Consider the following 26870-nt stretch of genomic DNA (forward strand, 5'->3'; position numbering starts at 1 on the left):
ACTCGCGCCATGCCTGGCCACGCTCTCGAAAGGGACTTCCGTGACCAAGAACGAGTCCGGCGACAGACCCGGCGACAGACCCGGGACCGCCTTCGCCGCCGACCTGGACCTGCTGCCCGACGTGGTGCGCGGAGTCCTCCAACGGCGGGGCGAGACCGACTGGTCCGTCCGCCAGGGCGACTTCTGGTGCTCGGTCTCACCCGGCGAGGGTTCCCGTCGGGAGCAGGGCTGGAAGCTGCACGTCGCCGCGACTCCGCTGTCGGCCACCCTGGTACTGGCCGCCGCCGCCCGGGTCCTGGTCGCCGAGCGGGCCACGTTCAAGTTCGCCGGCACCCTGGACCGGGTGCGGTCCCTGACCAACGCGCGGGTCCGCCGAGGCGGGGGAGGCAAGTTCCTCACCGTCTACCCGGACGACGACCAGCACTTCCTGCGCCTGGCCGAACGGCTCCACCAGGAGACCGAGGGCCTGCCCGGCCCCGGCATCCTCTCCGACCGCCGCTACCGCCCGAACAGCCTGGTCCACTACCGGTACGGCGCCTTCCTCGGCGTACCGACCCTGACCAGGGACGGCACCGTCGAGCCCATGCTCCGCGCGCCCGACGGCACCCCGGAACCCGACCGCCGCGAGGCCTGGGTCACCACCCCCAGCTGGGCGACCTCCGCCCTGCCCGAACCCGAGACGGCGCCCCGGCCGGCCCGCAAGCCCGGGCAGAAGCCCACGGCCGTACTGCTCAACGACCGCTACGTGGTGCGCAAGGCCATCCGGCACGCCTACCGGGGCGGGGTGTACCGCGCCGAGGACCAGCACACCGGGGCCGAGGTGGTCATCAAGGAGGCCCGTCCGCACGTCGGGGGCGAACTCGACGGCAGCGACGAACAGGGCGCCCTGCGCCACGAGGCCCAGGTCATGGAGACGCTCCGCCCGCTGGGCGTCACCCCCGCCGCCGTGGAGACCTTCACCCAGGGCGGAAACCTGTTCCTGGTACAGGAGTTGGTGCCCGGGCTCACCCTGCGGGACTGGGCCGCCGAGCGACGCCGGCGCGAACTGTCGGAGACCGTGGACGTGGCGCTCGCCCTGGTGGAGACGGTCGCGCTGCTGCACGGCCAGGACCAGGTCATCCGCGACCTGAGCCCCAACAACGTGATGGTGCGGCCCGACGGCGGCGTACGGCTGATCGACGTGGAGAGCGTCCGCCACCGCACCGAGCCGGCCGTCCGCCGCTACACCCCCGGGTACGCGGCCCCCGAGGTCACCGACGCCACCGAGCGGATGACGACCATGGACCCGGAGGCCGACCTGTACGGCCTGGGCATGGTGCTGCTGCACCTGGCCACCGGCGTGGACACCGTGCTGCTCACCGACCTCCCCCGGGACCGTACGGCCGACGAGCGGATCCACGCCCTGGTGGACCTCGCCCTGGCCGAGCACCCCGAAGCCGCCCCGCTCAGGCCCCTGTTGCTGGGGCTGACCGTCGCCGACCCGGCCGCCCGCTGGTCCCTGGAGCGCACCCGCGCCCACCTCACCGCGCTGGCCCCGGCGACCGGGGGAACGGCATCCACCACGGGGGCCACCACGGGGGCCACCGCGACGGCTGACGGGCCCGCCCCGCTGGCCGGCGAGGCCCTGGACCGGCTCACCCGGGACGCCGTGGAGCACCTGATACGCACCCACGGCACCGGGGACAAGCCCCACCTGTGGCCGCAGGAGGGGTTCGCCGCCACCAACGACCCCCTCAACGTCCAGCACGGGGCGGGCGGAACCCTGGGCGCCCTGGTACGCGCCGCGACGGTGCTGCCGGAACACCGGAAGCTGCGGGAGACGGTCACCGAGACCGCCGACTGGATCGCCCGCCGGCTCACCCCCGAGGAGGAGTGTCTGCCCCCGGGCAGCCCCACCCTGCCCGGGTTGTACTTCGGCAGGTCCGGTACCGCCTGGGCCCTGCTGGACGCGGCACGACTGCTGGACGACGACACCCTGGCCGACACCGCCGCCCGACTGGCCCGCGCCGTCCCCACGGACTGGCCCAACCGGGACATCTGCCACGGCGCCAGCGGCGCCGGCATGACCCAACTCGCCTTCTGGCGGACCACCGGCGAACCGGACTTCCTCCAGCGGGCGTTGGACACCGCCGAGGCCATCGTCGCGGTGACCGAGGAACACCCCGCGGGCGTCATCTGGCCCATCCCGGCCGACTTCGACTCCGCACTGGCCGGCAACCGCTCGTACGGCTTCGCCCACGGCACCGCCGGAGTCGGCGCCCTGCTGCTGGCGGCGGCGGAGGCCGGCGACCGCGAGGACCTGCTCGACCGGGCCCGCGCGGCCGGCGACACCCTGGTCCGCCTCGCCCAGGTCGACGGCGACCAGGCCACCTGGCCGGGCGGGGACCGTGCCGCCGACGGAGCCGCCCAGGCCGTGCACTGGTGCGACGGCGCCTCAGGCATCGGCACCTTCCTGGTGCGGCTGTGGCGTACGACCGGGCACGCCCCGTACCGGGAACTGGCCGAACTCGCGGCCCGGGCGGTACGCCGCACCGCCTGGCGCTCCGCACCCGTGGCCTGCCACGGGCTGACCGGACAGATGGACTTCCTGCTGGACATGGCCGCCGCCCTGGGCGAGGACCACTACCGGCGCTCGGCCGGGGAGTTGGCCGCCCACGCCCACAGCAGGGCGGTACTGCGGGACGGGCTGCTGGTCCTCCCCGACGAGACCCTCGGCGCCGTCACCGCCTGCTACGGCACCGGACTCGCCGGGGCGCTCACCTCCCTGGTGCGGCTCGGCCACGGCGGCACCCGGATGTGGATGCCCGACGACCTGGCCCTGACCGCCCCCGAGGGCCACCGCGAGCACGACCCCGGCGACGGCCGACAGGACACCCCGGCCGACGGCCGACAGGCCGACCTGGCCGGAAGCGGTGCGGCATGACCGCCGCCCCGGACCGCGTCAGCTTCCACTTCTCGGTGGCGGCGGAGCACGCGGCCTGTCTGACCGGCACCGCCGACGGCGGCTTCGCGGCCGAACTGTGGACGCTGCGCGGCCCCCAGGCGGACCAGGTCCTCTCCCAGGTCCCCGTCACCCCGCAGGCCCAGCCGGTACCCACCGACGACGGCCGGCTGCTCATCCTGGTCAACGGCACCAAGCGGCACCGGATCTCGCTCAGCGACCCCCACCGCCCCGAGGGCCGCGTGCTGTCGCTGAACCTGTCCGCCCGGGGCCTGCGCCTGGTCGCCGCCCCCTCGGGCGCCGGACTGGCACTGGCCCTGGAGACCGACCACGACGACCAGACCGTGCTGTGGCGCGTCCTGGAGAAACCCCTGCGCGCGGAACGGGCGCTCACCCTCCCCGGCCGTACCGGGCGGGTGCACTGGCTGGACCTCGCCGGGGACCGGCTGGCGATCGACCTGCGGCAGGGCCCCCGGGTGGTCACCGCCCTGGTCGACCTGCGGGCCGGCACCTGGACCCCGCTGCCCCACCCGGAGGGCACGGACACCCACCGGGTGGTGCTCGCCGACCCCCGGTCCGGGCGGCTCCTGCTGGCCACCGACCGGGGCGGGGCACCGCGCCTGGGCTGGGCCAGCGCCGAGGAGCCCACCGAGCCACGGCTGCCCAGGGGGCTGAACAGCGTGCGGGGCGCGGTACTGCCGCTCGCCTTCGACCCCACCGGAAGTCGGCTGGCCCTGCGGGTGACCCGGGGTGCGGTCGCCGAGGCCGTGCGGTACGACCTGGCCACCGACCGGATCAGCGGCACCGAACTGCCGGGCGGCATGGTGTATCCGGCCGCCTGCTGGGGCGAGGGCGGACTGTGGGTGGCCCACTCCCGCCCGGGCGTCCCCACCCGGGTGGAACGGGTCTCCGACCAGCCGCGCCGTACCCGCCCGGTACCGTCCGGGCCCGGCGACCCCCGGGTGGAGCGCTTCGGGGAGGGGCCGGACGACTTCGAGGCGGTGTGCCTGGGGGACTGGCGGCGTAGCGAGGGGGTGGTGGTCGCCCTGCACGGCGGCCCGGAGGCCGCCTGGACCCTGGGCCACGACTCCCTGCTGGACCGGCTCTCCCGTAGCGGCCTCGCCGTGGTCGCCCCCAACCAGCGCGGCAGCCTCGGCTACGGACAGCCGCACGCCCGGGCCATCCACGGCGCCTGGGGCGGCCCGGACCTGGCCGACATCCGCGCCCTGGTACGGCAGTTGAGGGCCGAGCGGGCCTCCCGCGCCATGGCCCCGGCGCTGTACGGCATCAGCTACGGCGCCTTCCTCGGCCTGCTGACGGTGGCCGCCGACCCCTCCAGCTGGTCGCGGTGTGTGGCGGTGGCCCCCTTCCTGTCCGCCCGCCGGCTGTACGGCACGGCCGGGGCGCAGGTCCGCGCGCTGGTCGACCGCCACCGGGAGGGCCCGCACGCCCCGACGCCCACCGACGAGTGGGGGGAGCGGGACCTGTGGCGGCTGTCGGCCCGTATCCGTACCCCGCTGCTGCTGGTGCACGGCGCCGACGACCCGACCGTGCCGGTGGACCAGTCCCGCCAACTGCGGCGCCGGCTCACCGACCTGGGCCGCAGGGAGGGCACCGACTTCGACTACGTCGAGGTGCCCGACGCCGGCCACGACCCCCTGAGGGAACCCGGAGGGGCCGCCCTCGCGGACCGGGTCACGGACTTCCTCCGTGCCCGTACTCCCGCACCCACGGGCTGAGTTCACCGCCCGACCCCACCCCGAGAACTCGCGGTCACCCCGACCGCGCGGCGCCACCTGTCGGTGGCGAGAGCACATACCGGAAGGAAGTGGATGACATGACCTTTGACGTCGACGCCCTGCAGGAGCTGGACGGCGAGGAGAACGTGGAGCTGGCGGCCTGCACCTTCACCTGTCTCGTCACCTGCCGGGTCACCAGCCAGCAGCAGCAGTAGGTCCGGTCGGGGGTCGGGAAACCGGCCTCCCCGACCGACGAACCGTCACACCGCGACACCGGAAAGGAGAAGGACATGCTCATCGATGTCGACGCTCTCCAGGAGCTGGACGGTGAGGAGAACGCCGAGTTGGGCGGCTGCACCATCAGCTGCGCGTTCACCTGTGCCGCGACGGTCTCCGCTCTCCAGGACCGGTGACAGCGCCGTCAGCGCCCGGTCAACGGGCCGCGCGCTGACGGACACCCCGAGCACCACCCCGTTTCGTGGTGAGCCGGGCCGGGCCCGGACACCCATCCAGGAAGGACGACGACATGACCTTTGACGTGGACGCGCTGCAGGAGTTGGACGGCGAGGAGAACGTGGAGCTGGGTGCCTGCACCATCACGTGCACGATCACCTGCACCATCACCAGCTGGCAGCAGCAGTAGTCATCCGGTCGGCGCATCACCATCGGCAACTCTCCGGCACTTTTCGTGGAAGGACACAGGACATGACTATTGACGTGGACGCTCTGCAGGAGTTGGACGGCGAGGAGAACGTGGAGCTGGCGGCCTGCACCTTCACCTGTCTCGTCACCTGCCGCGTCACCAGCCAGCAGCAGCAGTAGCGGCCGGGTTGGGGCGAGGGTTTCGCTCCGTTCCCCCACCCACCGGGAACCGGAGAACCGGCGAATCCCCGCCCCACTGGTCGGCGCATCACCATCGGCAACTCTCCGGCACTTTTCGTGGAAGGACACAGGACATGACCTTTGACGTGGACGCTCTGCAGGAGTTGGACGGCGAGGAGAACGTGGAGCTGGGGGGCTGCCTCTACACGTGCGTCGCCACCTGCCGCGTCACCAGCCAGCAGACCCTTCAGTAGTCCGGCCGGCGCGGGGACTTCACTCCGTTCCCTCACCCACCGGGAACCGGAGAACCGGCGAATCTCCGCCCCACTGGTCGGCGCACCACCATCGGTAACTCCGAGGCACTTTCGAGGAAGGACGACGACATGACTTTTGACGTGGACGCTCTGCAGGAGTTGGACGGCGAGGAGAACGTGGAGCTGGGCGCGTGCACCATCACGTGCACGATCACCTGCACCATCACCAGCCAGCAGCAGCAGTAGCGGCCGGGTTGGGGCGAGGGTCTCGTTCCGTTCCCCCACCCACCGGGAACCGGAGAACCGGCGAATCCCCGCCCCACTGGTCGGCGCATCACCATCGGTAACTCCGAGGCACTTTCGAGGAAGGACGACGACATGACTCTTGACGTGGACGCTCTGCAGGAGTTGGACGGCGAGGAGAACGTGGAGCTGGGCGCGTGCACCATCACGTGCACCATCACCTGTCACGTCACCAGCATCCGCCCGCAGTGACGGCAGGTCACCCGGTGGTGGCCGGTCAACCACTCGTACCCACCGGGGAGTTGGGCCGTCCACGGGGTGGAGGTCCCGACGGCCTGGCCCCCGGGCGCGAGCGGCTGACACCCACCGGCGGCGCCCGAGGGCGCTGACCGGACCACCCGCCACCGAGGTGACGGCCCCCGCGTACGGGGGTGCTCCCGGCACCCCCGTACGCACCCCGAGCACCAACGGCCGGACACCACCGGCCCGGCAGAACCCCGAGGGAGACATGACCTCACCACCCCGACTGCTCGCCACCGCCACCGCACGCGCCGGTGGCTGGTTCGCGCTGGCCACGGTCGCGGCGGTCAGCGCGGCGGCGGCCACCCTCGCCCTCCCGACGGCACTGGCCGACGCCCTGGACGCGGTGGTCCAGGACCGTTCGACGCGACCCCCGGTGACCTGGCTGGCCCTGGTGGTCGTGGTCCTCGCGGTCAGCGGAGCGGTACGGGCCTGGGCGGCCGGCGCCTACGACGCGGTCACCGTCGCCTGGCTGCGCCGAGGCCTGGCCACCCGGGCACTGGCCGCCGGGGTACCCGGACAACGACGGTTCCCCGCCGGCGACCTGGGCAGCCGGATGGTCGGCAGTTGCGCCCAGGCCGGGCAGGCCGGGTTCGCCATCGTCTCCATGGCCCTGTCCCTCCTCACCTCCCTGGGCGCCCTGGTGGCGCTGTGGCTGGTGGACTGGCGGCTGGGCACGGCCTTCGTCCTCGGCGTCCCCCCGGCCGTACTGGTCATCCGGGTGTTCATGAACCGGGGCACCAAGGTGTTCGGCGAGTACCAGGAGACCCAGGCCCGCATCTCCGCGCTGCTGCTGGAGGCCACCACCGGCTCCCGCACCATCGGCGCCGCCGGCACCGTACGCGACGAGATCGGCCGGGTGCTGAAGCCCCTGCCCGACCTCGCCCGCACCGGCCACCGCACCTGGATGCTGCAACGCGACACCGCCTGGCAGCTCAACCTGCTGCTGCCCGAGGTCCAGGTGCTGGTCCTCGCCGTCGGCGGCTACGCCCTCGTCCAGGGCGACCTCACCGCCGGCGAACTGACCGCCGTCGTCGGCTACACCTCGCTCGCCCTCGGCCTGATCGACCAGGTCGAGTCCCTGTTCGTCCTCAGCATGGCGGCGGCCGGAGCACGCCGGGTCGCCGAGGTCATCGACCAGCCCGTGCCCACCCCCGGCCACCTGGACCGGACACCGTCCCCCCAGGCCGCCTCGGTCACCCTGCGCCAGGTCACCGTCCAGGGCGACGACGGCCCGGTGCTCCACGACATCGACCTGCACCTGCCGGCCGGCGACACCCTCGCCCTCGTCGGCCGCTCGGGAGCCGGCAAGAGCACCCTGGCCGCCCTGTTCGGCCGGCTCCGCGACCCCGACCGGGGCCAGGTCCTCATCGCGGGACACCCGGTCGAGGACCTCAGCCCCCGGGCCCTGCGGCGCACCGTCGGGTACGCCTTCGAGAAACCCGCCCTGCTGGGCGAGACCCTGCGCGACACCCTCCTGCTCGCCGACCCCGACGCCCCGGACGCCCGCCTCACCGCCGCCGCGCGGGCCGCCCGCGTGGACGGCTTCGTCCGAGGACTCCCGGAGGGCTACCACACCCCCCTGTCCGAAGTGCGGCTCTCCGGCGGGGAGATCCAACGGCTGGGCCTGGCCCGGGCGTTGGTGCAGGACGCGGCCGTGGTGGTCCTCGACGACGCCACCTCCAGCCTGGACATGGCCACCGAGGCCGAGGTGGACGCGGCCATGACCGCCGCCTGGGCCGGCCGTACCCGGGTGGTGGTGGCCCACCGCGCCTCCACCGCCGCCCGCGCCGACCTGGTCGGCTGGCTGGAGGACGGCCGGCTGCGCGGCCTCGCCCCGCACCGGCGACTGTGGGAGAACCCCGACTACCGTGCCCTGTTCGAGGTCACGGACCGTACCGAACCGGAGGCACCGTGCCCGACGCCGTGACCCCCCGGCCCTGGCGCCGGCTGGCGGGCTTCCTCGCCCGCCACCGCGCGGCCACCCTCGTCGTGGTCGGACTGTCCGCCCTGGAGGCGGTACCCGCCCTGCTGTCCGGGCTGCTCGTCGCCCGGGCCGTCGACCACGGCTTCCTCGCCGGCCGTACCGCCCTGGGGCTGGGCCTGCTGGCCGCCCTCGCCGTGGTCACCGCCCTGGGCGCGCTGGTGACCCGGGTGCTCACCCCCCGACTCGGCGCCCTGGTCGAGCCGTTGCGCGACGAGTTGGTGACCGAGGTGGTGGACAGCACCCTGCGCCGTTCGCTCACCGAGGTACGGGGCGCCGACGGCGCCGGGGTCGCCCGGATCACCGGCCAGGTGGAGACGGTACGGGCCCTGGTGTCGGCACTGCTGCGCTCCGCTCGGCACATCGGGGCGACCCTGGTGATGGCCCTGATCGGCATCACCGCGCTGTCCCCCTCGCTGGGTCTGCTGGTGGCCCCGCCCCTGGTGCTGACCGCGTTGCTGTCGGTACCGGTGCTGCGCCGGCTGGCCCGACGGGAGCAGGCCGAACTGGTCGCACAGGAACGGATGTCCGCCCTGGCCGGCGACACCTTCCTGGGCGTCCGCGACCTGGTGGCCGGAGGGGCGCGGGACCGCGCGGGCCGGGACCTGGACGCCACGATCGCGGCCCACCAGGCGGCCACCCGGGCCACCAGCCGTACCACCGCGATGAACCACCTGCTGGTCGCCACCGGGGGCTGGGCCCCGGCACTGGCCGTCCTGCTGGCGGCGCCCGCCCTGCTGGGCAGTGGGGCGCTGACCGTGGGCGGACTGGTCGGCGCGGTCACCTACCTGGCCAGCCACGTGGCGCCGGCGGTGTCCGCCCTGGTGTCCCTGCTGGGCTCCTGGGGTGTCCAACTGCACATCGTGCTACGGCACCTGACGCTGACCTCGCTCCCCCCGGACGGCACCCCGGGGGGTCCCTCGGGGGACGCCGGGAGCGGCACCGGGGGGAAGCCCGTCACCCCTGCCGGCGAGCCCGGCGACCACGGGCTGACCTTCGAGGGGCTCACCTTCTCCTACGGCCCGCACGCGGTACCGGTGATCGACTCCCTCGACCTCGACGTACCGGCCGGCACCCACCTGGCGGTGGTCGGCCCCAGCGGTGTCGGCAAGTCCACGCTGGCCTCCCTGGTGGCCGGGCTGGCCGAACCGACCGGGGGGCGGCTGCTGTGGGGCTGCGCACCCCCGCACCAGCTCGGCGTACCCCCACACCAGCCCGGCGTACCCCCGCACCAGCTCGACCGGGACTGGCTGGGGCGCCACCTGGCGCTGATCCCTCAGGAGGCGTACGTGTTCACCGGCACCGTCCGGGACAACCTCCGCTACCTGCGCCCGGAGGCCACCGACGCCGAACTGCTCGACGCCGCCCACGAGGTCGGCGCCGGCCCCCTGCTGCGGAACCTGGGAGGCCTGGACGCCCCCCTCGGCCTGGACGGGCCCGAACTGTCCTCCGGGCAGCGGCAGTTGGTGGCCCTGGCCCGCGCGTACGCCGCCGACACCCCGGTGGTGGTACTGGACGAGGCCTGCTGCCACCTCGACCAGGCCGCCGAGGCCCGGGCCGAACGGGCCTTCGCCGCACGGGGCGGCACCCTGCTGGTGATCGCCCACCGGGTCAGCTCCGCCCTGCGCGCCCAGCGCATCCTGGTCATGGACGGGGAGCGCACCACCGTGGGCACCCACGAGGAGCTGTTGGACCGTTCCCCGCTGTACGCCGACCTGTTCGGGCACTGGACCCGGCGCCCCGAGGAGCCCGGCGAGCTCGCTGGGCCCCCGGGCGACTCCGACCCCGACACCGTGGACGACGCCGACCTCCGCCCCCTCACCCCCGCCGGCCCGGTCGCCGACCCCACCGGCTGAGCGCCCAGGCGGGGCCGGGGCGCCGTTCGCGGCGCACCGGGAGGTCCGCGCGTACCGCCCCTGCGGCGTACCGCCCCTCGCCGGGTCCTCGTCGTAGCGGTCACGACCGCCGACGCGAGGTGTCGGGGAGTCGAGGCCGTCGGGCCCCGCCGACCCTGGTGCCTCGGGCGGTGCCGCCCGGTGCACGGGCCCCGGAGGGCGCCCCGGCCGGGGGTACGGCCAGGCCTCACCGCACGCGGCGGTGCGGAGGTCGGCCCGGCCGCCCTCCACCGGTCGGCGGCCGGGCGTTTCCGGGCCCCGGCCGAGGGCACCCGGGGGCCACAACCCCCTTGCGGGAGGCCGTGGTTGGCCCTCGCGGAACGGAGAAGCCCATGCTTACCGCGATCGTCGACGTACTGCGCAAAATCCTCGGTGCTATCGTCACCGTCGTCACGCTGCCCTTCCGCGCCCTCGCCCGGCTGCTGGGCGGCGCCTCCGACTCGGCCCGTGGCCGCCACTGAGCGGCCGGCGCGGGTCACCCCCACTCCAGGCGGTCCGGGCGCTCCGGTACGCCACCAGACCGGCAGGTGAAGATGACGCTCGTTCGTCAGGACCCCCCGTCCGACGCGCGCCCACCGGAGTCCGCCGGGGACCTCACCGAGCGGAAACAACGGTTCCGGCGACGGCTGGAACGCCTCATCGGCATCGCCGCCACCGACGGCAACGCCCTCACCCCGCTGCGGAACGGGGACGAGATTTTCGCCGCCATGCTGGACCGCGTACGGGCGGCGGAGCACACGGTGGACATGATGACCTTCGTCTACTGGCGCGGCGACATCGCCCGCGAGTTCGCCGAGGCCCTGGCCGACCGCGCCCGGAACGGGGTACGCGTACGGCTGCTGCTCGACGGCTTCGGCAGCCGCCTCATCGAACAGAGCCTGCTGGACGAGATGGAGCGGGCCGGCGCCCAGGTGGCCTGGTTCCGCAAGCCGTTGTGGCTCTCCCCGTTCAAGCAGAACCACCGCTGCCACCGCAAGGTGCTGGTCGTCGACGAACGGGTGGCCTTCACCGGGGGCGTGGGCATCGCGGAGGAGTGGTGCGGGGACGCCCGCCACCCCGGCGAGTGGCGGGACACCCACGTCGAGGTCCGGGGCCCGGCGGTGGACGGCATCGCCGCCGCCTTCGCGCAGAACTGGGCCGAGTGCCACGACGAACTCTTCGACGACCGCGACCGCTTCCTGGCCCCCGACCCGCAGGGCGACTCCGTGGTCCAGGTGGTCCGTGGTTCGGCCAGCTTCGGCTGGCAGGACATGCAGACCCTGATCCGGGTCTGCCTGGAGTCCGCGCAGAGCCGGGTACGGATCGCCACCGCCTACTTCGCCCCCGACCCGTACTTCGTCCAGACGCTCTGCCGTACGGCCCGAAGAGGGGTGGAGGTGGAGATCCTGCTCCCCGGCCCGTACACCGACAAGCGCGTCTGCCAACTGGCCGGCCAGCAGCACTACGAGGAACTGCTCGACTGCGGGATACGCATCTGGCAGTACCAGCCCACGATGATGCACGCCAAGGTCGTCACCGTCGACGAGGTGCTCTCCCTCATAGGCTCCACCAACTTCAACCGGCGCTCCCTGGACCACGACGAGGAGGTCATGCTGGCCGTCCTGGACGAGGACTTCGCCGCCCGCCTGGACGGCCACTTCGACCAGGACCTCACCGTCAGCACCCGCATGGAACGCGACCGCTGGAAGCGCCGCGCCCCCACCCAGCGCCTACGGGAGACCGCCGTCTCCACCATCCGCCGCTACCTCTGAACCGCCCGCCCCCACCCGAGGCAGCCAACCCTCCCGACGCCGTACCAGGCTCACGGAGAGCCGGTGGGTACGCGGCGCCCCCTCCTCCCGCCACCGGTCCACCAGGGAACGCAACACCGCCAGGGCGGGGGAGGCGGGACGGTCCGCGACCAGACAGCTGTCGGTGAGCACCGCGACATGCGGCGAGGCCCCGTAACAGAGCCCCACGCCCACCCCCGCCCCCTGGTCCAGGGTGGCCTGGAGGAGCCCCTCCGGGCGGGTGCCCCAGAGCCAGTTCCTCCAGTGCGGGTACTCCTCCCCGGTGACGGGTGCCGGTTCGGTGTGGGGCTCCGTACGCAGCGCGTGAAGGAACGCCGGGGCGTCCCCGGTGGGCGCGAGGGTGGCCAGGGTGTGGTCCGGTTCGTCCGGGGCGGTGGCCGCACGCGCCGGCCCGGGTGGGGCGACCCCCGTCATGGGGGTGTAGCCGCCGTGGTGCACGGTGACGTCCACCGGCCGGTGCTCCCGGTCCACCGACAGGGTGGCGACGGCGTAGGAGCCCGGCAAAGGGGAGAGCCGTACCCCGGTCAACATCCGCCCCCCGGGCAGGAGTTGCCGCAACCACTGGTCCGGTACGGCGGCGGGGGTGGTACCGGCCAGCACACGGTCGTAGGGCGCCCGGTCCGGGTACCCCCCGGTGCCGTCACCGAGGTGCACGCGCACGCGGTACCCGTACGCGGCGAAGAGGCCGGCGGCGCGCTCGGCGAGGGCGGGATCGTCGTCCACGGTGGTCACCTCCCCGGTGGGTCCGGCCAGGTGGGCCAGCAGGGCGGCCGAGTACCCCGAGCCGGTACCGATCTCCAGGACGCGGGCACCCGGGCGTACGTCGAGCATCCGCAGGTGCCTCCTGGTCACCTCGGCCGGAGTGCACGGACGGACCGCCCGGCCGTCGACCCCGTGAAAGCGGTCGACGGGCACGGCGGCGTACGGGTCGTCAGGGGCGAGCGTCATCAGGTCCTCGGGGTTCGGTTCACGTACGGACGGTGGTGTGCCTGCCGATCCGGTACGCCACGACCACGTGGGCCAGCCCGTACGTCGGGCGCCGGCCCCGGCCGGACCACCGTAGTGCCGGGGGACCGGGCGCGGCGCCGGTCGCCTCCGCCGTCACCGTTTCGAGGGGCGGCGTCTTCGGGCGGCCCGGGCCAGGGGACAACTGATGAGGTGCCCAGAGCTTTTCGGTTACCCGGTCGGGGGGTGGGCGCGGGGGGCTGTGACACGCTGGCCCCCTGGTCGGAGGGGCCGCCGTACTCACCGGCCGGGCCCGTACGCCGGGGCACCCCGGGAACGCCGCGAGAGGACGGGGGACCGTGACCTCCACACCACGTACCACGCTCATCGTCGGAGCCGGCTCCTCCCTCGGGCCGGCGGTGGTCGACGCCTTCGCGGAGCGGGGCGACCGGGTGCTCGGCACGGTGCGCTCGGGCTCGGCGCCGGGGCTGCCCCCGGACCGTACGCTCTCCCTCGACCTGCTGGACCCGGCCTCGCTGGACGGGGCGGTGGCCGCCTGCCGGGAACGGGTCGGGCGGTTGGACGTGGTGGTGTTCCTCGCGGGGGTACTGCCCGGTGACCCGTTGAGCGCGTACACCGACGAGCGGATCGCCGAGGTGCTGACCGTCAACGTCGGGGCCCAGGCCGCGTTGCTGCGCCGGCTGCTGCCCCTGCTGACGGACGGCGCCCGGGTGGTGATGACCGCCTCCGTCTCGGGGGAGCGCGGCAGCTTCGACCCGGTGTACGCCGCCTCCAAGGCCGCCGTGATCGGACTGGTGAAGTCGCTGGCGACCTGGCTGGCCCCCGGGGTGCGGGTGAACGCGGTGTCGCCGGCCCTGGTCGAGGGCAGCGGGATGTACCGGGAGATGGCGCCGGAACGCCGGGCCACCCACCGGGAACGCACCCCGACCGGACGGCTGGTGACTCCCGAGGAGGTCGCCCGGGTGATGGCCGACATCTGCGAACCCGCCTGGGCCGGCCTCAACGGGCAGGTCATCGGGGTGAACGGAGGCGCCCATGTCTGAGGCCCACCGGGTGGCCGTGGTCGGCTGTGGGGTGTTCGGCGCCGTCACCGCGCTGCGGCTGGCCGAGGAGGGACACCGGGTCACGGTCTTCGAGCGTGCCCGACGCCCGCTCTCCCAGGCCTCGTTCAACAACCAGAACCGCCTGCACCTGGGGTTCCACTACCCCCGGGACCGTACGACGGCGGAGCAGTGCGTCCGGGGCTACCAGCGGTTCCGCGAGGAGTTCGCCCCCTGTGTGGTGACCGACTTCCCCAACGGCTACTTCGTCGCCGAGGAGGGCTCGGCGGTCACCCCACGGCAGTACCTCGACTTCTGCGACGCCGTGGGGCTGCGCTACCAGCGCGTCGAACCGGCCGACTACCGCCCCCCGGTGACCGGGGTGGCGCTGGGCCTGCTCACCGAGGAGGCCGTCATCGACTGCGGCCAGCTGCGCGACCTGCTGACCGCGCGGCTGGCCGACTCCACCGTCACGGTGCGGCTCGGCACCGACGTACGGGAGGTCGTCGAACGGGGCGACCGCTACCTGCTGCGTACCGACGAGGGGGACGCCGGCACCTTCGACTCCGTCGTCAACTGCGGCTTCGCCGACATCAACCGCCTCAACCGGCAGTTGGGGCACCCGGCGCCGGAGCGGCAGTACGAGTACACGGCGGTGCTGGTCGTCGAGTGGGACCACCCTCCGGTGGGCGTGACGGTGATGGACGGGCGGTTCACCACCCTGCTGCCCTTCGGCCGCTCCGGCCATTTCCTGCTGTACCACGTCGAGCACAGCGTGCTGGACCGGGTCACCGCCCGGGTCGCCCCCACCCGGTGGCGGGGCAGGGAGCCGGAGGACCTGGTGCGCGAGGACCTGGAGGGGCGGTTTCGGCGGATGCTGGGGGAGGCGACCCGGTTCGTGCCCTCGCTGGGTACGGCCCGGTTGCGGGACGTCCTGCACGGGCCCCGGGTGGTGCTGGCCCACCGGGACGACACCGACGCCCGCCCGTCCATGGTCAACACCCCGGGCCCGGGCTACGTCACGGTCTTCTCCGGCAAGCTCGACCACTCCGTGTGGGCGGCCGACGAGGTGGTCCGACGGGTGCGTGAGCGCGCGGCCTGAGGGGCGGGCCCCCGAGGCCGGTGGCCTGGGTCAGGCCCGTTCCGCCGCGAACGCGCCGATGGTCCGCTTCAGCCCGTCCAGCAGGGACACCCGGGGCTCCCAGCCCAGTACGGTCCGCGCCTTGGTGATGTCCGGTCGACGGCGCTGGGGGTCGTCGGGGTGCGCGTCGACGTAGGTGAACGTCGAGGTGCCGCCGGTCAGTTCGAGGATGTGCCCGGCCAGTTCCCGCATGGTGATCTCCTGCGGGTTGCCGATGTTGACCGGGGTGCCCTCGCGGCTGCGGGCCAGCGCGAGGATGCCCCGCACCGTGTCCTCGACGTAGCACAGGGACCGGGTCTGGTTGCCGTCGCCCATGACGGAGAACGGTTCCCCGGCGAGGGCCTGCTTGATGAAGGTGGGCACCACCCGGCCGTCGTCGTCGCGCATGGCCGGCCCGTACGCGTTGAACAGCCGCACGATGCCGGTGTCCACCCCGTACTGCTCGCGGAAGGCGACGGCCATCGCCTCGGAGAACCTCTTCGACTCGTCGTAGACGGCGCGCGGGCCCACCGGGTTGACGTTGCCCCAGTAGTCCTCGCGCTGCGGGTGCTCCAGCGGGTTGCCGTAGACCTCCGAGGTGGAGGTCAGGACGAACCGGGCGCCCTTCTCCCGCGCCAGGCACAGCACGTGGTACGTGCCCTGGCCGCCGGCCCGGAGCGTGGCCACCGGCATGGTGAAGTAGTCCAGGGGAGAGGCGGGGCACGCCAGGTGCAGCACCAGGTCGACCGGGCCGGGCACGTCCAGCGGTTCGACCACGTCCGCCTCGACGAAGGTGAAGCGGGGGTTCTCCCGCAGGTCGGCGACGTTCCGCAGTCGGCCGGTGCTCAGGTTGTCCACACAGACCACCTCGGCCCCCTCCCCGACCAGGGAGCGGCACAGGTGGGAGCCGAGGAACCCCGCGCCGCCGGTCACGACGGCACGTCTCACCGTCCGTCCCGCCTCCGTCGGGGGACCTGCTTCCTGGCTCATCGTCAACTCCTTACCGGCTCACCGGGACGGGCCCGGGACCTCGGCGGTGCCCGGAGCGCGTTTCGGGTCGTCGTACGGCGGACGGGGCCGCGCCCGGGTGTGGCCCTGGGCCGGTACCGCACCCGGGCCGCCCGCCGGGGGCGGGAGGGTCACGGTCGGGCGGGGGACCGTCGGCCCCGGGCGGGTGCCGGGACCGACGGCGTGCACCACCTCACCGAGGGGAGGCTCAGCCGAGCAATCCCTCGATGATGTCGGCGGCCTGTGCCGCGCCCCCCTCGGACCGCACCCGGGCGCGCAGCCGCTCCAGTCGGGGCGGGACCTCGGGGTCGTCGGCGATCTGGAGCACCGCCTCCCGCAGCGCCTCGGGGGTGACGGCGGTGGGGTCGACGCGGCGGGCCACCCCGAGAGCGACCAACTGGTCGGCGTTGCTGAACTGGTCCGAGCCCTGGGGCACGGCCACCATCGGCACCGCGTGGTGGAGGGCCTCACCGCATCCACCGGTACCGGCGTGGGTGAGGAACACGTCGGCCTGCTCCAGCACCGACATCTGCGGCATCCAGGCGTGCGGTTCGATGTTCGGGGGGACGGGGCCGAGTTCGGCCGGGTCGACGTGCCAGCCGATGTGCAGCACGACGTGCCAGCCCGGCAGGTCGCCGAAGGCCGCCACGCACTGGCGGTAGAACTCGGGCTGCCGGGTGTACGAGGAACCCAGCGACACCAGCAACACCCGCTCGGCGTCGGCGGGGCGCGTCCAACTGCCCTGTGCCTCCCGCCCACCGAGGCAGGGGCCGACGAAGGTCACCCGCTCCGGGTCGAAGCTCTCCACCCGGGGTTGCAGCGCCTCGGCGATCAGGGCCACCACCCGTGGCGGGCGGTCCGCGAACTCGTCCACGTCCGTGGTGGTGGCGCCGCTCTGGGCGAGCCACTTGGCGAACCGGGCCCGGTACTCGTCGGCCCCCGGCAGGTCGGTGGCCTGGGCGCTGGCGTCCCCCACCCGGTCCTGGCCGACGATGGTCGGGGACAGCTGTACGCAGGGCCGGCCCTGTGACTCGGCCAGGACGCGGCCGACGTAGGAGCCGGTGTCGTAGAGGTAGAGGTCGGCGGGGTCGTCGCCGTACGCGGACTGCAACTGGGGCAGGGCCTGGACGTTGCCCTCCAGGAACACCTTCAGGGCGGCGACCGGGTCCCGCGTCCAGTCGCCCACCGCCTCCGGCAGTCGGCGCGAGCAGGGCACGAACTCCGCGCCGGTACAGGTGGCCAGGTGGGACACGGCCGGCTCGTTGGCGGTGGTGACCCGGTGGCCCCGGGTGACCAGTTCGTGGATGACTTCAAGGGTGGGGATGATGTGGCCGGGATCGGGGGTCCCGATCATGGCGATGTGGGCGCGGCGTGTCACGGGGAGATCACTCATTCATGGGCGTCGGGACGGGCGGGGGAACGGGCGTACCGGGTCCCCGAATGGCTCGCCGTAGCGCTGACGGCTCCCTTTGGTGTCCAGCCATCTGTGCTGCCCTCCTGTGTCGCGGGCACCTCCAGCATGTGGTCTGCGTGGTGTCACGCGACGGGGCGCGGCGCGGTTCTGAGTGAACGCCTAGTGTCCGTGGCGGGCACGCCGGGGACTGCGGCGGGCAGCCTCCGGTTCGTCCGCCCGTCGCCCGCGCGCCCCTCGAAAGCCCAGGTCAGGGCCTCGCGACGGCCGTACGCCATGGCGTCGGGGCGTGGGCGACCGAGGTACGGCGACCCGGTTCCGGGCCCGTGTCCGCGCTCGGGATGACCGGTGGCGGAAGGCCGGGGCGCGCCGGGGCACGGCCCCGGGGCATGTGATCGACTGGACCGACACAGTCGGTGTGACGGAGGGGGGAAGCTGGCATGACGGTGAGCGACGCCGAGGAGGCCCGGCGCGTCGAGGGGCTGGTGTCCGCGCAGGGGAAGGCGGTGGAACTGTTCGCCGAGGTGGAGGCCCGGGGGCTGGTGGCGCCCGGGGCCGGCGAACGGGAGGTCAGCGACCGGATCCGCGACCTGGCGAACGAGATGTTCGGCACCACCAGGCACTGGCACAAGCGGATCGTCCGCTCCGGCCCCAACACCCTGTTCCCGTACCGGGACAACCCGCCGGACCGGGTCATCGACGAGGACGACGTGGCCTTCGTGGACTTCGGCCCGATCTTCGAGGAGTACGAGGCGGACTTCGGCCGCACCTACGTGTTCGGCGACGACCCCGACAAGCGCCGGCTGTTGGACGACCTGCCGTCGGTCTTCGACGCCGGCCGGGAGGTCTTCGCCGCCGACCCCGACATCACCGGTCGCCGCCTGCACGCCGAGGTGAGCCGGCTGGCGGCCGAGGCGGGCTGGGAGATCGGTACCTGGCACACCGGCCACCTGGTGGGCGAGTTCCCCCACGAGACCAACGAGGGCGCCCGGGTCAGGTCGTACGTCACCCCGGACAACGACACCCGGCTGCGGGGCGTGGACCGGGCGGGACGGGTGCGCCACTGGATCCTGGAACTGCACTTCGTGGACCGGGAGCGGGAGTTCGGCGGCTTCTACGAGCAGTTGCTCGACCTGGCCTGACGGCACCCGGCCGGGGGGCGGGGCGTGGGTGGCCGTACGTGTCGGGCGAGGTGGAGGGGTGCGGAAGCCGGGGCGCTGGCCCCTGTCGGTGGGGCTCGGGGTGCCTGTCGGTGAGGGTCGGCCGTGCCGGGGGTGGGCCCACCCGTGGTCGCGGTTCGGTCATCGACGGGCCGGCCGCCCCGGGGCGGCGGGGCGGGGTGTGCCGTTCGGCTCCCGGGGGGCCGGTGAGCGCGTCCGGGTGTCCGGGGGCCGGGTGCCGTGGGACAGCGCACGGTGGAGGAGGGGTCCGGTGCGGTGCGTCGGTGGCCCGACCGCCGCAGCGACAGGGCGGAGACAGAGCGGCGACAGGGCGGCGGGGCGCGGTGCCGGGGCAGGTGAGCCTCTGGGGGTTCGAGCGAGGTGTCCGGCTTGGCCTGAGGGGTGAGGCCCGTGTGTGAGGGGGCCGGGGCTCGGGGTGGCTCCGACGGGGCGTCGTGGGGCGGGAGTTGGCGGCCGGGGGTGCCCCGTCGGGGTGCGGGGGCGAGGTACCGCGACGGGGGCGGTGACCGGCGGAACCGGGACCGTGGTCCGCCGTACACGTGAAGCACGGAAATTCTTGCTGAACAGCAAGAATTCCTCTATAGCTGTACTCCTCGGACCCGTACCCGCCAGCGCCGGCCCCCTCGGAGGGCAGCCCGACGTTCCACCCCCAGGGTGAATCCCCTCTCCGACGCCATCGAACGACCGGGCAGCGCGTGGCCAAACACCATCCCACCGAGTTGTCAGGGAGGAACCGCTCGACTCCGGCCCCCTGGCGGGCCGTTGAGCGCTCCCCACCCACGACACCGCTCACGGAAACCAGAGGGCACCCGATGGCGTCACCACCGACCACTCCTCCCCTGGTGCGTCTCACCCGCGCCACCGAACGACTGCTCTGCGGCAGCCTCGGCACCGCGATGGCCGTCAACGCCCTCCAGGCCTTCGTACGCCCTGACCTGCCCTGGTTCTCCACCCTCTGGCTCGGCCTGTGGATCCTCACCGGGGCGCTGTTCCCCGTCTGGGCCGGTCTGCGCGCGGCCGAGAAGGCCCGGTACGCACGGCATCGCGCCGCCGACGAGGGGCCGCCGGGGTCGGGCCCCTCCTTCCGGCCCGGTACGGCGTACTACGGCCAGGCGGCCTGAACCCCGACACCGCCGTGCCTCGGGGGAGTTGAGCACCGGTACGCCTCGGAGCCCGGGTACCCCGCACGGGCCACCCCGCGGGCGGTGGCCGATGGCCGGCGGCGGTAGGGCGGGGTACCCCCGGGCCGGGGCGCCGTCGTTCCATGGGAGTGCCACGTGGGCCGGCACCCGGGGGAGCGCCCCGTACTCCGGCCGGCTCCCCGAGGTCAGGGCACGGTGGGACCACGCCGGGTCCCGTGGAAGGAGGGTGATGACCGACACCAGCCGCATCGTGATCAGCGGTACCGGGCTGCGCTGTGCGGACGCCGTACGGGTGGCCCGGCGCAGCGCCTGGGTGGAGCTGGCCCCCGACGCCCTGACCAGGGCCGAGCGGAGCTACGAACTGGCCGTGGAACTCGGGGCCAAGGGCGCGGTCTACGGCCGTACCACCGGGGTGGGCGCCAACCGGCACATCGTCGTCGACCCCGGCTCCGCCGACCTCCACGGACTGCGGTTGCTGCGCAGCCACGCCGGGGGGACCGGCGAGCCGCTGTCCGACGACGCGGTGCGCGCGGTGATGGCGATCCGCCTCAACCAACTGTCCGCCGCCGGCAGCGGGGTGCACCCCCGGCTGCTGCGGGCACTGGAGACCGCGCTGCGGGTCGGGGCGCTGCCGCTGGTGCACACCCGGGGCGCCATCGGTACGGGTGACCTGACCGCCCTCGCCGAGATCGGCCTGACCCTGGCGGGCGAGCTGCCCTGGGCGTCCGGGGCCATCGAACCGGTCGCCATCAGCCCGGGGGACGCGCTGGCGTTCATCTCCAGCAACGCCGCCACCCTGGCCGAGGCCGTACTCGCCTGGCACGACCTGACCCGCCTGCTGTCCGCCAGCCACGTGGTCACCGCGCTGACCTTCCGCGCCCTGGGCGGCTCCGCCGAGGCCTACGACGAGCGGGTGCACGCCTCCCGGCCCCACCCCGGCGCGGTACGGTGCGCCGCCGAACTGCGGCGGCTGCTGACGGCCGGCGGCGACCTGCCGGCCGGGCGACGGTTGCAGGACCCGTTCGGGCTGCGGGCCTTCCCGCAGGTGCAGGGCGCGGTACTCGACGCGGCCACCCACGTCGAACGGGTCCTGGAGGTGGACGTCAACGCGGCCGGGGAGAACCCCCTGATCGACGTCGAGACCCGGGCGGCCTACCACCACGGCCAGTTCTCCACCGCCCAGGTCGCCCTCGCCTTCGACTACCTCCGTGCCGCGCTGCACCACATCGCGGAACTGTCGGCCGCCCGACTGAGCGACCTGGTGGAACCGGAACTGACCGGGCTTTCCCCCTTCCTCGCCGAGGGGCCCGCCGGCAGCTCCGGCATCATGATCCTGGAGTACGTCGCCCACGACGCCCTCGGCACCCTCCGCCACGCGGCGGCCCCGGTCACCCTCGGCACCGCCGTGATCTCCCGGGGCCTGGAGGACCACGCGAGCTTCTCCACCCACGCGGTACGCAGCACGGTGACGGCGACCGCCTCCTACCGCACCGTCCTGGCCTGTGAACTGCTCGGAGCGGTCCGCGCCCTGCGGATGTCCGGCGCCGAACTCCCCGCCACCCCGCTGCGGGAGGCCTTCCGGCTGGCCGACGAGGGCCTGCCGCACCTGGTCGAGGACCACCCCCTCAGCTCGGAGATCCAGCGGGCGGAACACCTCCTGGACCGCCTCGCGACCCTGTGACCGTGCCTTCACGGCGGTCCGGGCCCGCCGCACGGACCTGGGCGTCCGGCACGGATGCGGGTGCCCGGGTGGAGGTCGGGCCGTCGGAAGGGCGCGGCGGCACGGTCGTACGGTCGCCGCTGGTGCCGTCGACGGCACCCCGCTCCCCGTACCGCCGCGCCACGGCCCTCCGGCCGGACGCGAGGACGGGGGTGGGTCCGGGCCGTGTTGGCCCGGACCCACCCCCGTCGGGTGGTCGTGTCCGTGTCGCTCAGAGGCCCTTGGCCCTGGCGATCAGGTCACGGGCGGTGCCCTCCACCTCGTCGTAGCGGTCGGGGTAGGCCGAGACCTGCACCTTCTGGGCCACCTGGCCGGCCGACAGGCCCGGGTTGTTGGCGGCCACGTCGATGGCGCGGGTCAGGTACGAGTTGGAAGCGAAGGAGACGTCCAGGATCTGCTCCGGGGTGCCCCAGCCCTGGGAGGGACGCTGCTGGAAGACGCCGAGGGAGTCACGGTCGCCGCAGTCGAGGTTGTTCATGTGGGACTCGACCCAGCCGGCCTCGAAGGCGGACAGCAACACCCGGTCGTCGGCGCCGAGTTCGACGGCCTTCTGGTAGACCTTCTTGAGCACGGCGTCGTCCGCCTGGGACGGGATGGTGCAGCCGCCGCCCCCGTCGCCGCCACCCTCGCCGACCAGGTACTGCCAGGTCTGCGGGCCGACGATGCCGTCCGCGCTGATGCCCTTGGCGTTCTGGAACTTGGTGACGGCGGAGGCGGTTCCCGGGCCGAACTTGCCGTCCACGGCCAGTCCGTAGCCGTGCTTGTTCAGGGCGGTCTGGGCGGCGGCGACCGCGTCGTTGTCGTCGCCCTCGCGGACCGTGGTGACCAGGCCGGGCCAGGTCTCGGAGCCGATGGCGCCGTCGGCCGAGTAGCCCTTCTTCTTCTGGAAGGCGATCACGGTGTTCTCGGTGGCCGGGCCGAAGTCGCCGTCCACGGCGATGTCGTAGCCCTGGTGGCGCAGCAGGTACTGGGCGGTGGTGACGTTCGCTCCGCTGGAACCGTTGCTCAGCCCGGGCCAGGACGGCGCGGCGGAGGCGGACTGCACGAGCCCCAGGGAGACCAGCAGGGCCGCGCATATCGCGGTCACCGCGATCAACGCGCGGCGGACTCTCTTCTTCGTCATGTAACTCGGCTCCCATGCAGTGGGGGGTACAGGGGGCGCCGAAGATAGCAACGCGCGGGCCCGGAGTCATCGGATGTTCGACCGACTATGGGTAATCGAGTGTCCTTAACGCCGCGCTTGTCCCGAAGTGCCGGGCGGAAAGGGGTACTCGCGCCCCTGGGCGGACCTTCGGACGGGACCGGAAGAACGGGTCGCGGGCGGGCCACTTCCGACAGCCTGGCCCGTCATCCGGCTTCGGTATAGTCCCGGGACGTCGGAGCGCGCGGCCGGCACCAGGCGGCCGGCCCGACCCCCCGGGGCGCGTCGTTCGGACCACGGAGGGGCTCGCGTGCTCGGTCACCGCAACCGCACCTCGCCGTCGTCGCGGGCACCGCGACGGTCACCTCCACCGGGGCCGTCGGCTCCGCCGTCGCCGCCGGGGTCACCGCCACCAACTCCCCGTACCGGACCCCTTCGCCACCGCTCCACGGCACCGGAAGACGTACGTCGCGTCGTCCACCCACCGCGCGTTCCCCCGAGTCGCCCACGCTCTGCGTTCCCCGCGTTCCCCGCATCCACCCGAGACGTTTCGAGGACGGTGGTCCGATGCCCCTGCCGGTAGCCCGTGACGTCACGCCGGCCCGACCGGCGTACCCCCGCCCCGGGCCGATCCGTGCGGTCACCGTCAACAGCGGCGTACCGGGCCTGCGTCCGCCCCCTCCGGTGCTGCGACCGACTCTGCGACCGGTCCCGTGACCGACTCTGCGACCGGCGTGGCGTCGGGTGTGCCGGGGGACGGGGTCGAGGGGCGGTTCCTGTCCTCCGCCCACCGGTTGGCCGGCCCGGTACGCGGGATCACGGTGGCCGTCATCAGCGTCTTCGGCCTGCTCGCGGTACCGGACGAGGCGCTGCCCCTGGGCTTCGCGCTGTTCGGACTCGTGCTGGCGGGAACAGCCGTCGACTGCTGGTCGGGCCTCACCGGCCGGGGTACGACCACGGCGCTGGCCTGCGCCGTACTGCGGGTCGTGGCGATCTGCGCCACCCAGCAGTGGACCGGCGAGACCCCCAACCTGTGGGCGCTGAACGTCATGACCACGACCGCGATCACCCTCCAGTGGGAGAGGCCGCCCCGCGTCGCCGTACCCGTCACCGCCGGACTGCTCGCCGCCCACCTGGCCGTGGTCGGGCTCGACGCCGCCGGCACCGTGGCCCCGCGCCTGGTGTTCGAGTGCCTGCTGGCCCGGCTGGGGTTCGTCCTGCTGCGGAGGTCGGCCCGGAGCGTGGACCAACTGCGCGAGCGCCGCTCGGCGTTGGCGCGTGCGGAGGCGATGTCGCTGGCCCGGCACCGCCAGGAACGGGAGTACCTCGCCCTGCTCCACGACACGGCGGCCTCCACCTTCCTGCTGGTGGCGGTACAGGGGAAGGACAACGACCCGGAGCGGGTCGCCGAGTACGCCCGGCGTGACCTGTCGGTACTCACCGGCGCCGCCGGAGGGGCGACCGCACAGGACAGCCCGGTGGACCTGACGACCTCGCTGCGCGCGGTCGTCGGCCGGGGCCAACTGGCCGTGGACGTCCGCTCGGACACCGACTCCCCGGTGCCCGCCTCGGTGGCGCTCGCCTTCGTCCGGGCGGTGGGGGAGGCCCTGGTGAACGTCGAACGGCACGCCGCCACCGACACCGCCACCCTCGACGTCCACGACGAGGACGGCCGGGTCGTCGTGGTGGTGACCGACAGCGGGGTGGGCTTCGACCCGGAGGCGGTGCCCCGCTCCCGGCGCGGCATCCGGGGCTCGGTGGTGGAACGTATGGCCGCCGTCGGCGGGGACGCCACGGTCACCTCACGTCCCGGCGCGGGGACCGTCGTACGGCTGGTGTGGCCCGGCGAGTCCGGGGGGCTCGGTGGATCCGGTGGGTCCGGTGAGTGAGGACCGCGTGGCCGTCGACCACGTGCACGCCACCATGCGGATCATCCTGCTGTGGGCCACGGGCCTGCTCCAGTACGGGCTGAGCCTGCGCCCCGTGTTGGAACAGGACTACCGCCACCGGGACCTGGCCCTCGCCGCCTTCGTCGCCCTGACCTGCGTCACCGTCGTCTGCGGGGGATGGGTGCTACGGCGCAGACCACTGCCGGGCGCCCTGGTGGTGGCGGGCACCGTCGTCGTACTGGCCGCCTCGTTCTGCGCCACGGTCGCGGTCGACCCGCAGCGGCGCTTCCAGGAACCGGACTGGTCGTTCGGCCTGGTGGGGTGGTTCCTGCTGTTGCTGCTGCTGGACCGGGTCAGGGTGCTGGTGACGGTACTGGCCGCGCACCTGGTGACCAGCCTGGGGCTGTTCCTGGCGGCGGTGCCGGAACGTACCGCCTTCGGCGCGGCCGGAGCCACCGCGTTCGGCGCCCTCACCGTGCAGCTCGCGGTCCTGGTGATCACGGGGGTGCTGCGCCGGCAGACCCGGGAGGCGGTCGCGGTGGCCGAGGAACGGGACCGGCTGGTCACCAGGGTGCTCACGGCGGAGCAGTGGGAGAAGGGGCAACGGAGCGCCTTCGCCGGCCAGTTGGGCGTGGTGCTGCCCCTGCTGGCGGGCCTGGCCGACGGGGAACTGGACCCACGGGACCGGGACACCCGGCGGCGCTGCGCGCTGGCCGCGACCCAACTGCGGCGACTGTTCGCGGAGAACGACGAGGTGCCCGACCCGTTGGCGCACGAGGTGGCCGCCTGCGTCGACGTGGCCGAACGCCGGGGAGTGGAGGTGTCGTTCGCGGTCAGCGGTACGGCCGTGCCGGTACCCCCGGCCGTACGCCGGGAGCTGACCGGACCGGTGATCACGGCATTGTCGGCGGCACGGAGTCGTGCCAGGGTGAGCGTGCTGCGCACCGACGAGGAGGTGCGCATCGCGGTGTTGACCGACGCCGGAGTCGAGCCGTCCACCGCGTCCACGGGGCGGGTCGAGGTCGAGTGCGGTGTCTACGGTGAGTACCAGCGGACGGAGGCCAGATGGCGCACGCCACACAGCTGAGCACGGTCATCGTCGACGACCACCCGGCGGTACGCGCCGGGGTGGCCCAGTGGCTGTCCGCCGGCGACCCCCCGATCCGGGTCGCCGCCTCCGGCGACGACGTACGGATCGCGTGGACCGGCGAGGGGGCCACCGCCGACGTGGTGATCCTCGACCTGCACCTGGGCGGGCCGGCCCCGGTCATGGGAGAGCTGCGCAAGCTGACGGAGGCCGGCCGGCGGGTGGTCGTCTACTCGATGCGCGCCGACGACGACATCGCCCTCCAGTGCCTGGAGTTGGGGGCGCTGAGCTACCTGACCAAGGCCGAGGGGGCCGAACACATCCTGGAGGCCACCGTCACGGCGGCCGAGGGCCGCGCCTACACCCCGCCGTCCCTGGCGGGCGCGCTGGCCGGTGACCGTTCCGCGAACCGCCCGACCCTGTCGGCGCGGGAGACCGAGGTACTGGTCGAGTGGTTCCAGTCCGAGTCCAAGGACTTCGTGGGCCAACGCCTGGGCATCTCGCCCCGTACGGTCAACACCCACCTGGAACACATCCGCGTCAAGTACGCCATGAGCGGAAGGGAGGCGCCCACCAAGGCCGCCCTCCTGGCCCGCGCCATCCAGGACGGGCTGGTGCGGCTCGACGACCTGTGAGTGGTGGGCTGGTGGGCGTCTGCGCAGTGGCCCCGGTGCCTTCCCGCCGGCTGCCCGTGGCCCGGGGGTTTTCCGGGTTCGTCCGGGGTTCGTTGCCTGGGTCGCCTCTCGAGTCCGTTGCCCGGGTCTGTACGTCAACCACCCGTGGCCCGGGGGCTGTTGACGGGGGTGCCTTGTGCGGGGGGCGTCGGCCTGCCCGGGCCTCAGGTGTGGGCGAAGCCGTACAGGCCGGCCCCGCTTCGGTGGCGGCCGAGGCGAGGGGGCGCGGACTGTCGAGGTACCTCCGCGCATGAGCGGAGGCCCGCCCCCGTGGGAGGCGCTCCGTGTTCAGGCCCCAGCGATGACCTGTTGAACAGGCGAGCCACATAGTCAACTGGGCCTACCAACCCGCCACACGCGGAGATCCGTATGCGGAGATCCGTGGAAGTCGTGGATCCCCTTCACTCGTGATCCCTTCCGTGGAGGGGAGCTTGATTCGGCCGTGGCGGAGAGTCCGACCGCTTGGGCGGGCGGGAGCGCTGGTGGCTCGTACGGGTAGCCGCACGGCTCGCCTGACGACCGC

25 protein-coding genes are annotated in these 26870 nt (G+C 73.7%); 21 read left to right on the forward strand and 4 right to left on the reverse strand.

Annotated elements, in window-relative coordinates; translation table 11 throughout:
* Positions 1–40: 40 nt before the first annotated feature.
* The 13 genes from lanL to ABZT14_RS00775 all read left to right on the forward strand — a co-directional run bounded on the left by lanL (position 41) and on the right by ABZT14_RS00775 (position 11929).
* Positions 41–2923 carry a class IV lanthionine synthetase LanL gene (gene lanL, locus ABZT14_RS00715; protein WP_356294826.1) on the forward strand — a complete coding sequence of 961 codons (2883 nt, stop codon included), beginning with the start codon at positions 41–43 and terminating at the stop codon, positions 2921–2923.
* Positions 2920–4680 carry a prolyl oligopeptidase family serine peptidase gene (locus ABZT14_RS00720; RefSeq protein WP_356294828.1) on the forward strand — a complete coding sequence of 587 codons (1761 nt, stop codon included), beginning with the start codon at positions 2920–2922 and terminating at the stop codon, positions 4678–4680. Before lanL ends, ABZT14_RS00720 begins: the two co-directional genes overlap by 4 nt.
* 98 nt (positions 4681–4778) lie before the next feature.
* The gene (locus ABZT14_RS00725) at positions 4779–4895 is read left to right on the forward strand and encodes an ALQxL family class IV lanthipeptide (protein ID WP_356294830.1); all 117 of its coding nucleotides are present in this window, start codon (positions 4779–4781) and stop codon (positions 4893–4895) included.
* Positions 4896–4970: 75 nt separating this feature from the next.
* Complete coding sequence (locus ABZT14_RS00730) at positions 4971–5093, forward strand: ALQxL family class IV lanthipeptide (RefSeq protein ID WP_356294832.1); 123 nt, start codon at positions 4971–4973, stop codon at positions 5091–5093.
* Positions 5094–5206: 113 nt separating this feature from the next.
* Positions 5207–5323 (forward strand): ALQxL family class IV lanthipeptide, encoded by a 117-nt coding sequence (locus ABZT14_RS00735; RefSeq protein WP_356294834.1) that lies wholly within the window; start codon positions 5207–5209, stop codon positions 5321–5323.
* 62 nt (positions 5324–5385) lie between these two features.
* The gene (locus ABZT14_RS00740) at positions 5386–5502 is read left to right on the forward strand and encodes an ALQxL family class IV lanthipeptide (protein WP_356294836.1); all 117 of its coding nucleotides are present in this window, start codon (positions 5386–5388) and stop codon (positions 5500–5502) included.
* A 134-nt stretch (positions 5503–5636) separates the two neighbouring features.
* The gene (locus ABZT14_RS00745; RefSeq protein ID WP_356294839.1) at positions 5637–5756 is read left to right on the forward strand and encodes an ALQxL family class IV lanthipeptide; all 120 of its coding nucleotides are present in this window, start codon (positions 5637–5639) and stop codon (positions 5754–5756) included.
* Positions 5757–5885: 129 nt separating this feature from the next.
* The gene (locus ABZT14_RS00750) at positions 5886–6002 is read left to right on the forward strand and encodes an ALQxL family class IV lanthipeptide (protein WP_356294842.1); all 117 of its coding nucleotides are present in this window, start codon (positions 5886–5888) and stop codon (positions 6000–6002) included.
* A 132-nt stretch (positions 6003–6134) separates the two neighbouring features.
* Entirely contained in the window at positions 6135–6251 is a 117-nt protein-coding gene (locus ABZT14_RS00755) for an ALQxL family class IV lanthipeptide (RefSeq protein WP_356294845.1), read from the forward strand.
* Positions 6252–6507: 256 nt separating this feature from the next.
* Positions 6508–8229: an ABC transporter ATP-binding protein gene (locus ABZT14_RS00760; protein ID WP_356294848.1), complete on the forward strand. Its 1722-nt coding sequence runs from the start codon at positions 6508–6510 to the stop codon at positions 8227–8229.
* The gene (locus tag ABZT14_RS00765; protein WP_356294850.1) at positions 8214–10139 is read left to right on the forward strand and encodes an ABC transporter ATP-binding protein; all 1926 of its coding nucleotides are present in this window, start codon (positions 8214–8216) and stop codon (positions 10137–10139) included. Before ABZT14_RS00760 ends, ABZT14_RS00765 begins: the two co-directional genes overlap by 16 nt.
* Positions 10140–10510: 371 nt before the next feature.
* Positions 10511–10639 carry an LPFR motif small protein gene (locus tag ABZT14_RS00770; protein ID WP_356294853.1) on the forward strand — a complete coding sequence of 43 codons (129 nt, stop codon included), beginning with the start codon at positions 10511–10513 and terminating at the stop codon, positions 10637–10639.
* A gap of 72 nt (positions 10640–10711) precedes the next feature.
* Positions 10712–11929 (forward strand): phospholipase D-like domain-containing protein, encoded by a 1218-nt coding sequence (locus ABZT14_RS00775; protein WP_356294856.1) that lies wholly within the window; start codon positions 10712–10714, stop codon positions 11927–11929.
* Here ABZT14_RS00775 and ABZT14_RS00780 read toward each other — a convergent pair.
* On the reverse strand, positions 11888–12916 hold the full coding sequence (locus ABZT14_RS00780) for a methyltransferase domain-containing protein (RefSeq protein WP_356294859.1): 1029 nt from the start codon (positions 12914–12916) through the stop codon (positions 11888–11890). The genes ABZT14_RS00775 and ABZT14_RS00780 overlap by 42 nt on opposite strands.
* Positions 12917–13272: 356 nt before the next feature.
* On the opposite strand from ABZT14_RS00780, the gene ABZT14_RS00785 reads away from it, so the two are divergent.
* Both ABZT14_RS00785 and ABZT14_RS00790 read left to right on the forward strand, forming a co-directional pair.
* Positions 13273–13977 carry an SDR family oxidoreductase gene (locus tag ABZT14_RS00785; protein ID WP_356294862.1) on the forward strand — a complete coding sequence of 235 codons (705 nt, stop codon included), beginning with the start codon at positions 13273–13275 and terminating at the stop codon, positions 13975–13977.
* Positions 13970–15076 carry an FAD-dependent oxidoreductase gene (locus ABZT14_RS00790; protein ID WP_356294865.1) on the forward strand — a complete coding sequence of 369 codons (1107 nt, stop codon included), beginning with the start codon at positions 13970–13972 and terminating at the stop codon, positions 15074–15076. Before ABZT14_RS00785 ends, ABZT14_RS00790 begins: the two co-directional genes overlap by 8 nt.
* A gap of 30 nt (positions 15077–15106) precedes the next feature.
* Here the strand turns inward: ABZT14_RS00790 and ABZT14_RS00795 are convergent, their stop codons facing one another.
* Both ABZT14_RS00795 and ABZT14_RS00800 read right to left on the reverse strand, forming a co-directional pair.
* Positions 15107–16084, reverse strand: a complete 978-nt coding sequence (locus ABZT14_RS00795; protein ID WP_356294867.1) for a UDP-glucuronic acid decarboxylase family protein — start codon at positions 16082–16084, stop codon at positions 15107–15109.
* A gap of 226 nt (positions 16085–16310) precedes the next feature.
* Positions 16311–17495: a macrolide family glycosyltransferase gene (locus ABZT14_RS00800; protein WP_356294869.1), complete on the reverse strand. Its 1185-nt coding sequence runs from the start codon at positions 17493–17495 to the stop codon at positions 16311–16313.
* Positions 17496–17959: 464 nt separating this feature from the next.
* Here ABZT14_RS00800 and ABZT14_RS00805 point away from each other — a divergent pair, with 464 nt between their 5' ends.
* The 3 genes from ABZT14_RS00805 to ABZT14_RS00815 all read left to right on the forward strand — a co-directional run bounded on the left by ABZT14_RS00805 (position 17960) and on the right by ABZT14_RS00815 (position 21517).
* Positions 17960–18655, forward strand: a complete 696-nt coding sequence (locus ABZT14_RS00805; RefSeq protein ID WP_356296967.1) for a M24 family metallopeptidase — start codon at positions 17960–17962, stop codon at positions 18653–18655.
* 851 nt (positions 18656–19506) lie between these two features.
* Positions 19507–19815, forward strand: a complete 309-nt coding sequence (locus ABZT14_RS00810) for a hypothetical protein (RefSeq protein WP_356294872.1) — start codon at positions 19507–19509, stop codon at positions 19813–19815.
* 250 nt (positions 19816–20065) lie between these two features.
* Complete coding sequence (locus ABZT14_RS00815) at positions 20066–21517, forward strand: aromatic amino acid ammonia-lyase (RefSeq protein WP_356294875.1); 1452 nt, start codon at positions 20066–20068, stop codon at positions 21515–21517.
* A gap of 250 nt (positions 21518–21767) precedes the next feature.
* Here ABZT14_RS00815 and ABZT14_RS00820 read toward each other — a convergent pair whose 3' ends face one another.
* Positions 21768–22679: a peptidoglycan-binding protein gene (locus ABZT14_RS00820; protein WP_356294878.1), complete on the reverse strand. Its 912-nt coding sequence runs from the start codon at positions 22677–22679 to the stop codon at positions 21768–21770.
* 731 nt (positions 22680–23410) lie between these two features.
* Between ABZT14_RS00820 and ABZT14_RS00825 the strand changes: the two genes are divergently transcribed.
* The 3 genes from ABZT14_RS00825 to ABZT14_RS00835 are packed head-to-tail and all read left to right on the forward strand — an operon-like array spanning position 23411 to position 26308.
* Positions 23411–24586, forward strand: a complete 1176-nt coding sequence (locus tag ABZT14_RS00825; RefSeq protein WP_356294880.1) for an ATP-binding protein — start codon at positions 23411–23413, stop codon at positions 24584–24586.
* On the forward strand, positions 24579–25673 hold the full coding sequence (locus tag ABZT14_RS00830) for a hypothetical protein (protein ID WP_356294883.1): 1095 nt from the start codon (positions 24579–24581) through the stop codon (positions 25671–25673). Before ABZT14_RS00825 ends, ABZT14_RS00830 begins: the two co-directional genes overlap by 8 nt.
* A complete protein-coding gene (locus ABZT14_RS00835; RefSeq protein WP_356294886.1) occupies positions 25652–26308 on the forward strand; it encodes a response regulator transcription factor in 657 nt (218 codons plus the stop codon). The genes ABZT14_RS00830 and ABZT14_RS00835 overlap by 22 nt, the downstream gene beginning before the upstream one ends.
* The last annotated feature ends 562 nt before the right edge of the window (positions 26309–26870 follow it).

The organism is Streptomyces sp. NPDC005438, assembly GCF_040606315.1.
Classification (GTDB): Bacteria; Actinomycetota; Actinomycetes; order Streptomycetales; family Streptomycetaceae; genus Streptomyces.

What these genes read in the sequence shown, in the direction of transcription:
- ABZT14_RS00745 (WP_356294839.1), top strand. Translation starts at nt 5,637, where the DNA reads ATGACCTTTGACGTGGACGCTCTGCAGGAGTTGGACGGCGAGGAGAAC.
- ABZT14_RS00720 (WP_356294828.1), top strand. Translation starts at nt 2,920, where the DNA reads ATGACCGCCGCCCCGGACCGCGTCAGCTTCCACTTCTCGGTGGCGGCG.
- ABZT14_RS00750 (WP_356294842.1), top strand. Translation starts at nt 5,886, where the DNA reads ATGACTTTTGACGTGGACGCTCTGCAGGAGTTGGACGGCGAGGAGAAC.
- ABZT14_RS00815 (WP_356294875.1), top strand. Translation starts at nt 20,066, where the DNA reads ATGACCGACACCAGCCGCATCGTGATCAGCGGTACCGGGCTGCGCTGT.
- ABZT14_RS00755 (WP_356294845.1), top strand. Translation starts at nt 6,135, where the DNA reads ATGACTCTTGACGTGGACGCTCTGCAGGAGTTGGACGGCGAGGAGAAC.
- ABZT14_RS00770 (WP_356294853.1), top strand. Translation starts at nt 10,511, where the DNA reads ATGCTTACCGCGATCGTCGACGTACTGCGCAAAATCCTCGGTGCTATC.
- ABZT14_RS00760 (WP_356294848.1), top strand. Translation starts at nt 6,508, where the DNA reads ATGACCTCACCACCCCGACTGCTCGCCACCGCCACCGCACGCGCCGGT.
- ABZT14_RS00730 (WP_356294832.1), top strand. Translation starts at nt 4,971, where the DNA reads ATGCTCATCGATGTCGACGCTCTCCAGGAGCTGGACGGTGAGGAGAAC.
- ABZT14_RS00810 (WP_356294872.1), top strand. Translation starts at nt 19,507, where the DNA reads ATGGCGTCACCACCGACCACTCCTCCCCTGGTGCGTCTCACCCGCGCC.
- ABZT14_RS00725 (WP_356294830.1), top strand. Translation starts at nt 4,779, where the DNA reads ATGACCTTTGACGTCGACGCCCTGCAGGAGCTGGACGGCGAGGAGAAC.
- ABZT14_RS00740 (WP_356294836.1), top strand. Translation starts at nt 5,386, where the DNA reads ATGACTATTGACGTGGACGCTCTGCAGGAGTTGGACGGCGAGGAGAAC.
- ABZT14_RS00800 (WP_356294869.1), bottom strand. Translation starts at nt 17,495, where the DNA reads ATGAGTGATCTCCCCGTGACACGCCGCGCCCACATCGCCATGATCGGG.
- ABZT14_RS00820 (WP_356294878.1), bottom strand. Translation starts at nt 22,679, where the DNA reads ATGACGAAGAAGAGAGTCCGCCGCGCGTTGATCGCGGTGACCGCGATA.
- ABZT14_RS00780 (WP_356294859.1), bottom strand. Translation starts at nt 12,916, where the DNA reads ATGACGCTCGCCCCTGACGACCCGTACGCCGCCGTGCCCGTCGACCGC.
- ABZT14_RS00775 (WP_356294856.1), top strand. Translation starts at nt 10,712, where the DNA reads ATGACGCTCGTTCGTCAGGACCCCCCGTCCGACGCGCGCCCACCGGAG.
- ABZT14_RS00795 (WP_356294867.1), bottom strand. Translation starts at nt 16,084, where the DNA reads ATGAGCCAGGAAGCAGGTCCCCCGACGGAGGCGGGACGGACGGTGAGA.
- ABZT14_RS00790 (WP_356294865.1), top strand. Translation starts at nt 13,970, where the DNA reads ATGTCTGAGGCCCACCGGGTGGCCGTGGTCGGCTGTGGGGTGTTCGGC.
- ABZT14_RS00835 (WP_356294886.1), top strand. Translation starts at nt 25,652, where the DNA reads ATGGCGCACGCCACACAGCTGAGCACGGTCATCGTCGACGACCACCCG.
- ABZT14_RS00735 (WP_356294834.1), top strand. Translation starts at nt 5,207, where the DNA reads ATGACCTTTGACGTGGACGCGCTGCAGGAGTTGGACGGCGAGGAGAAC.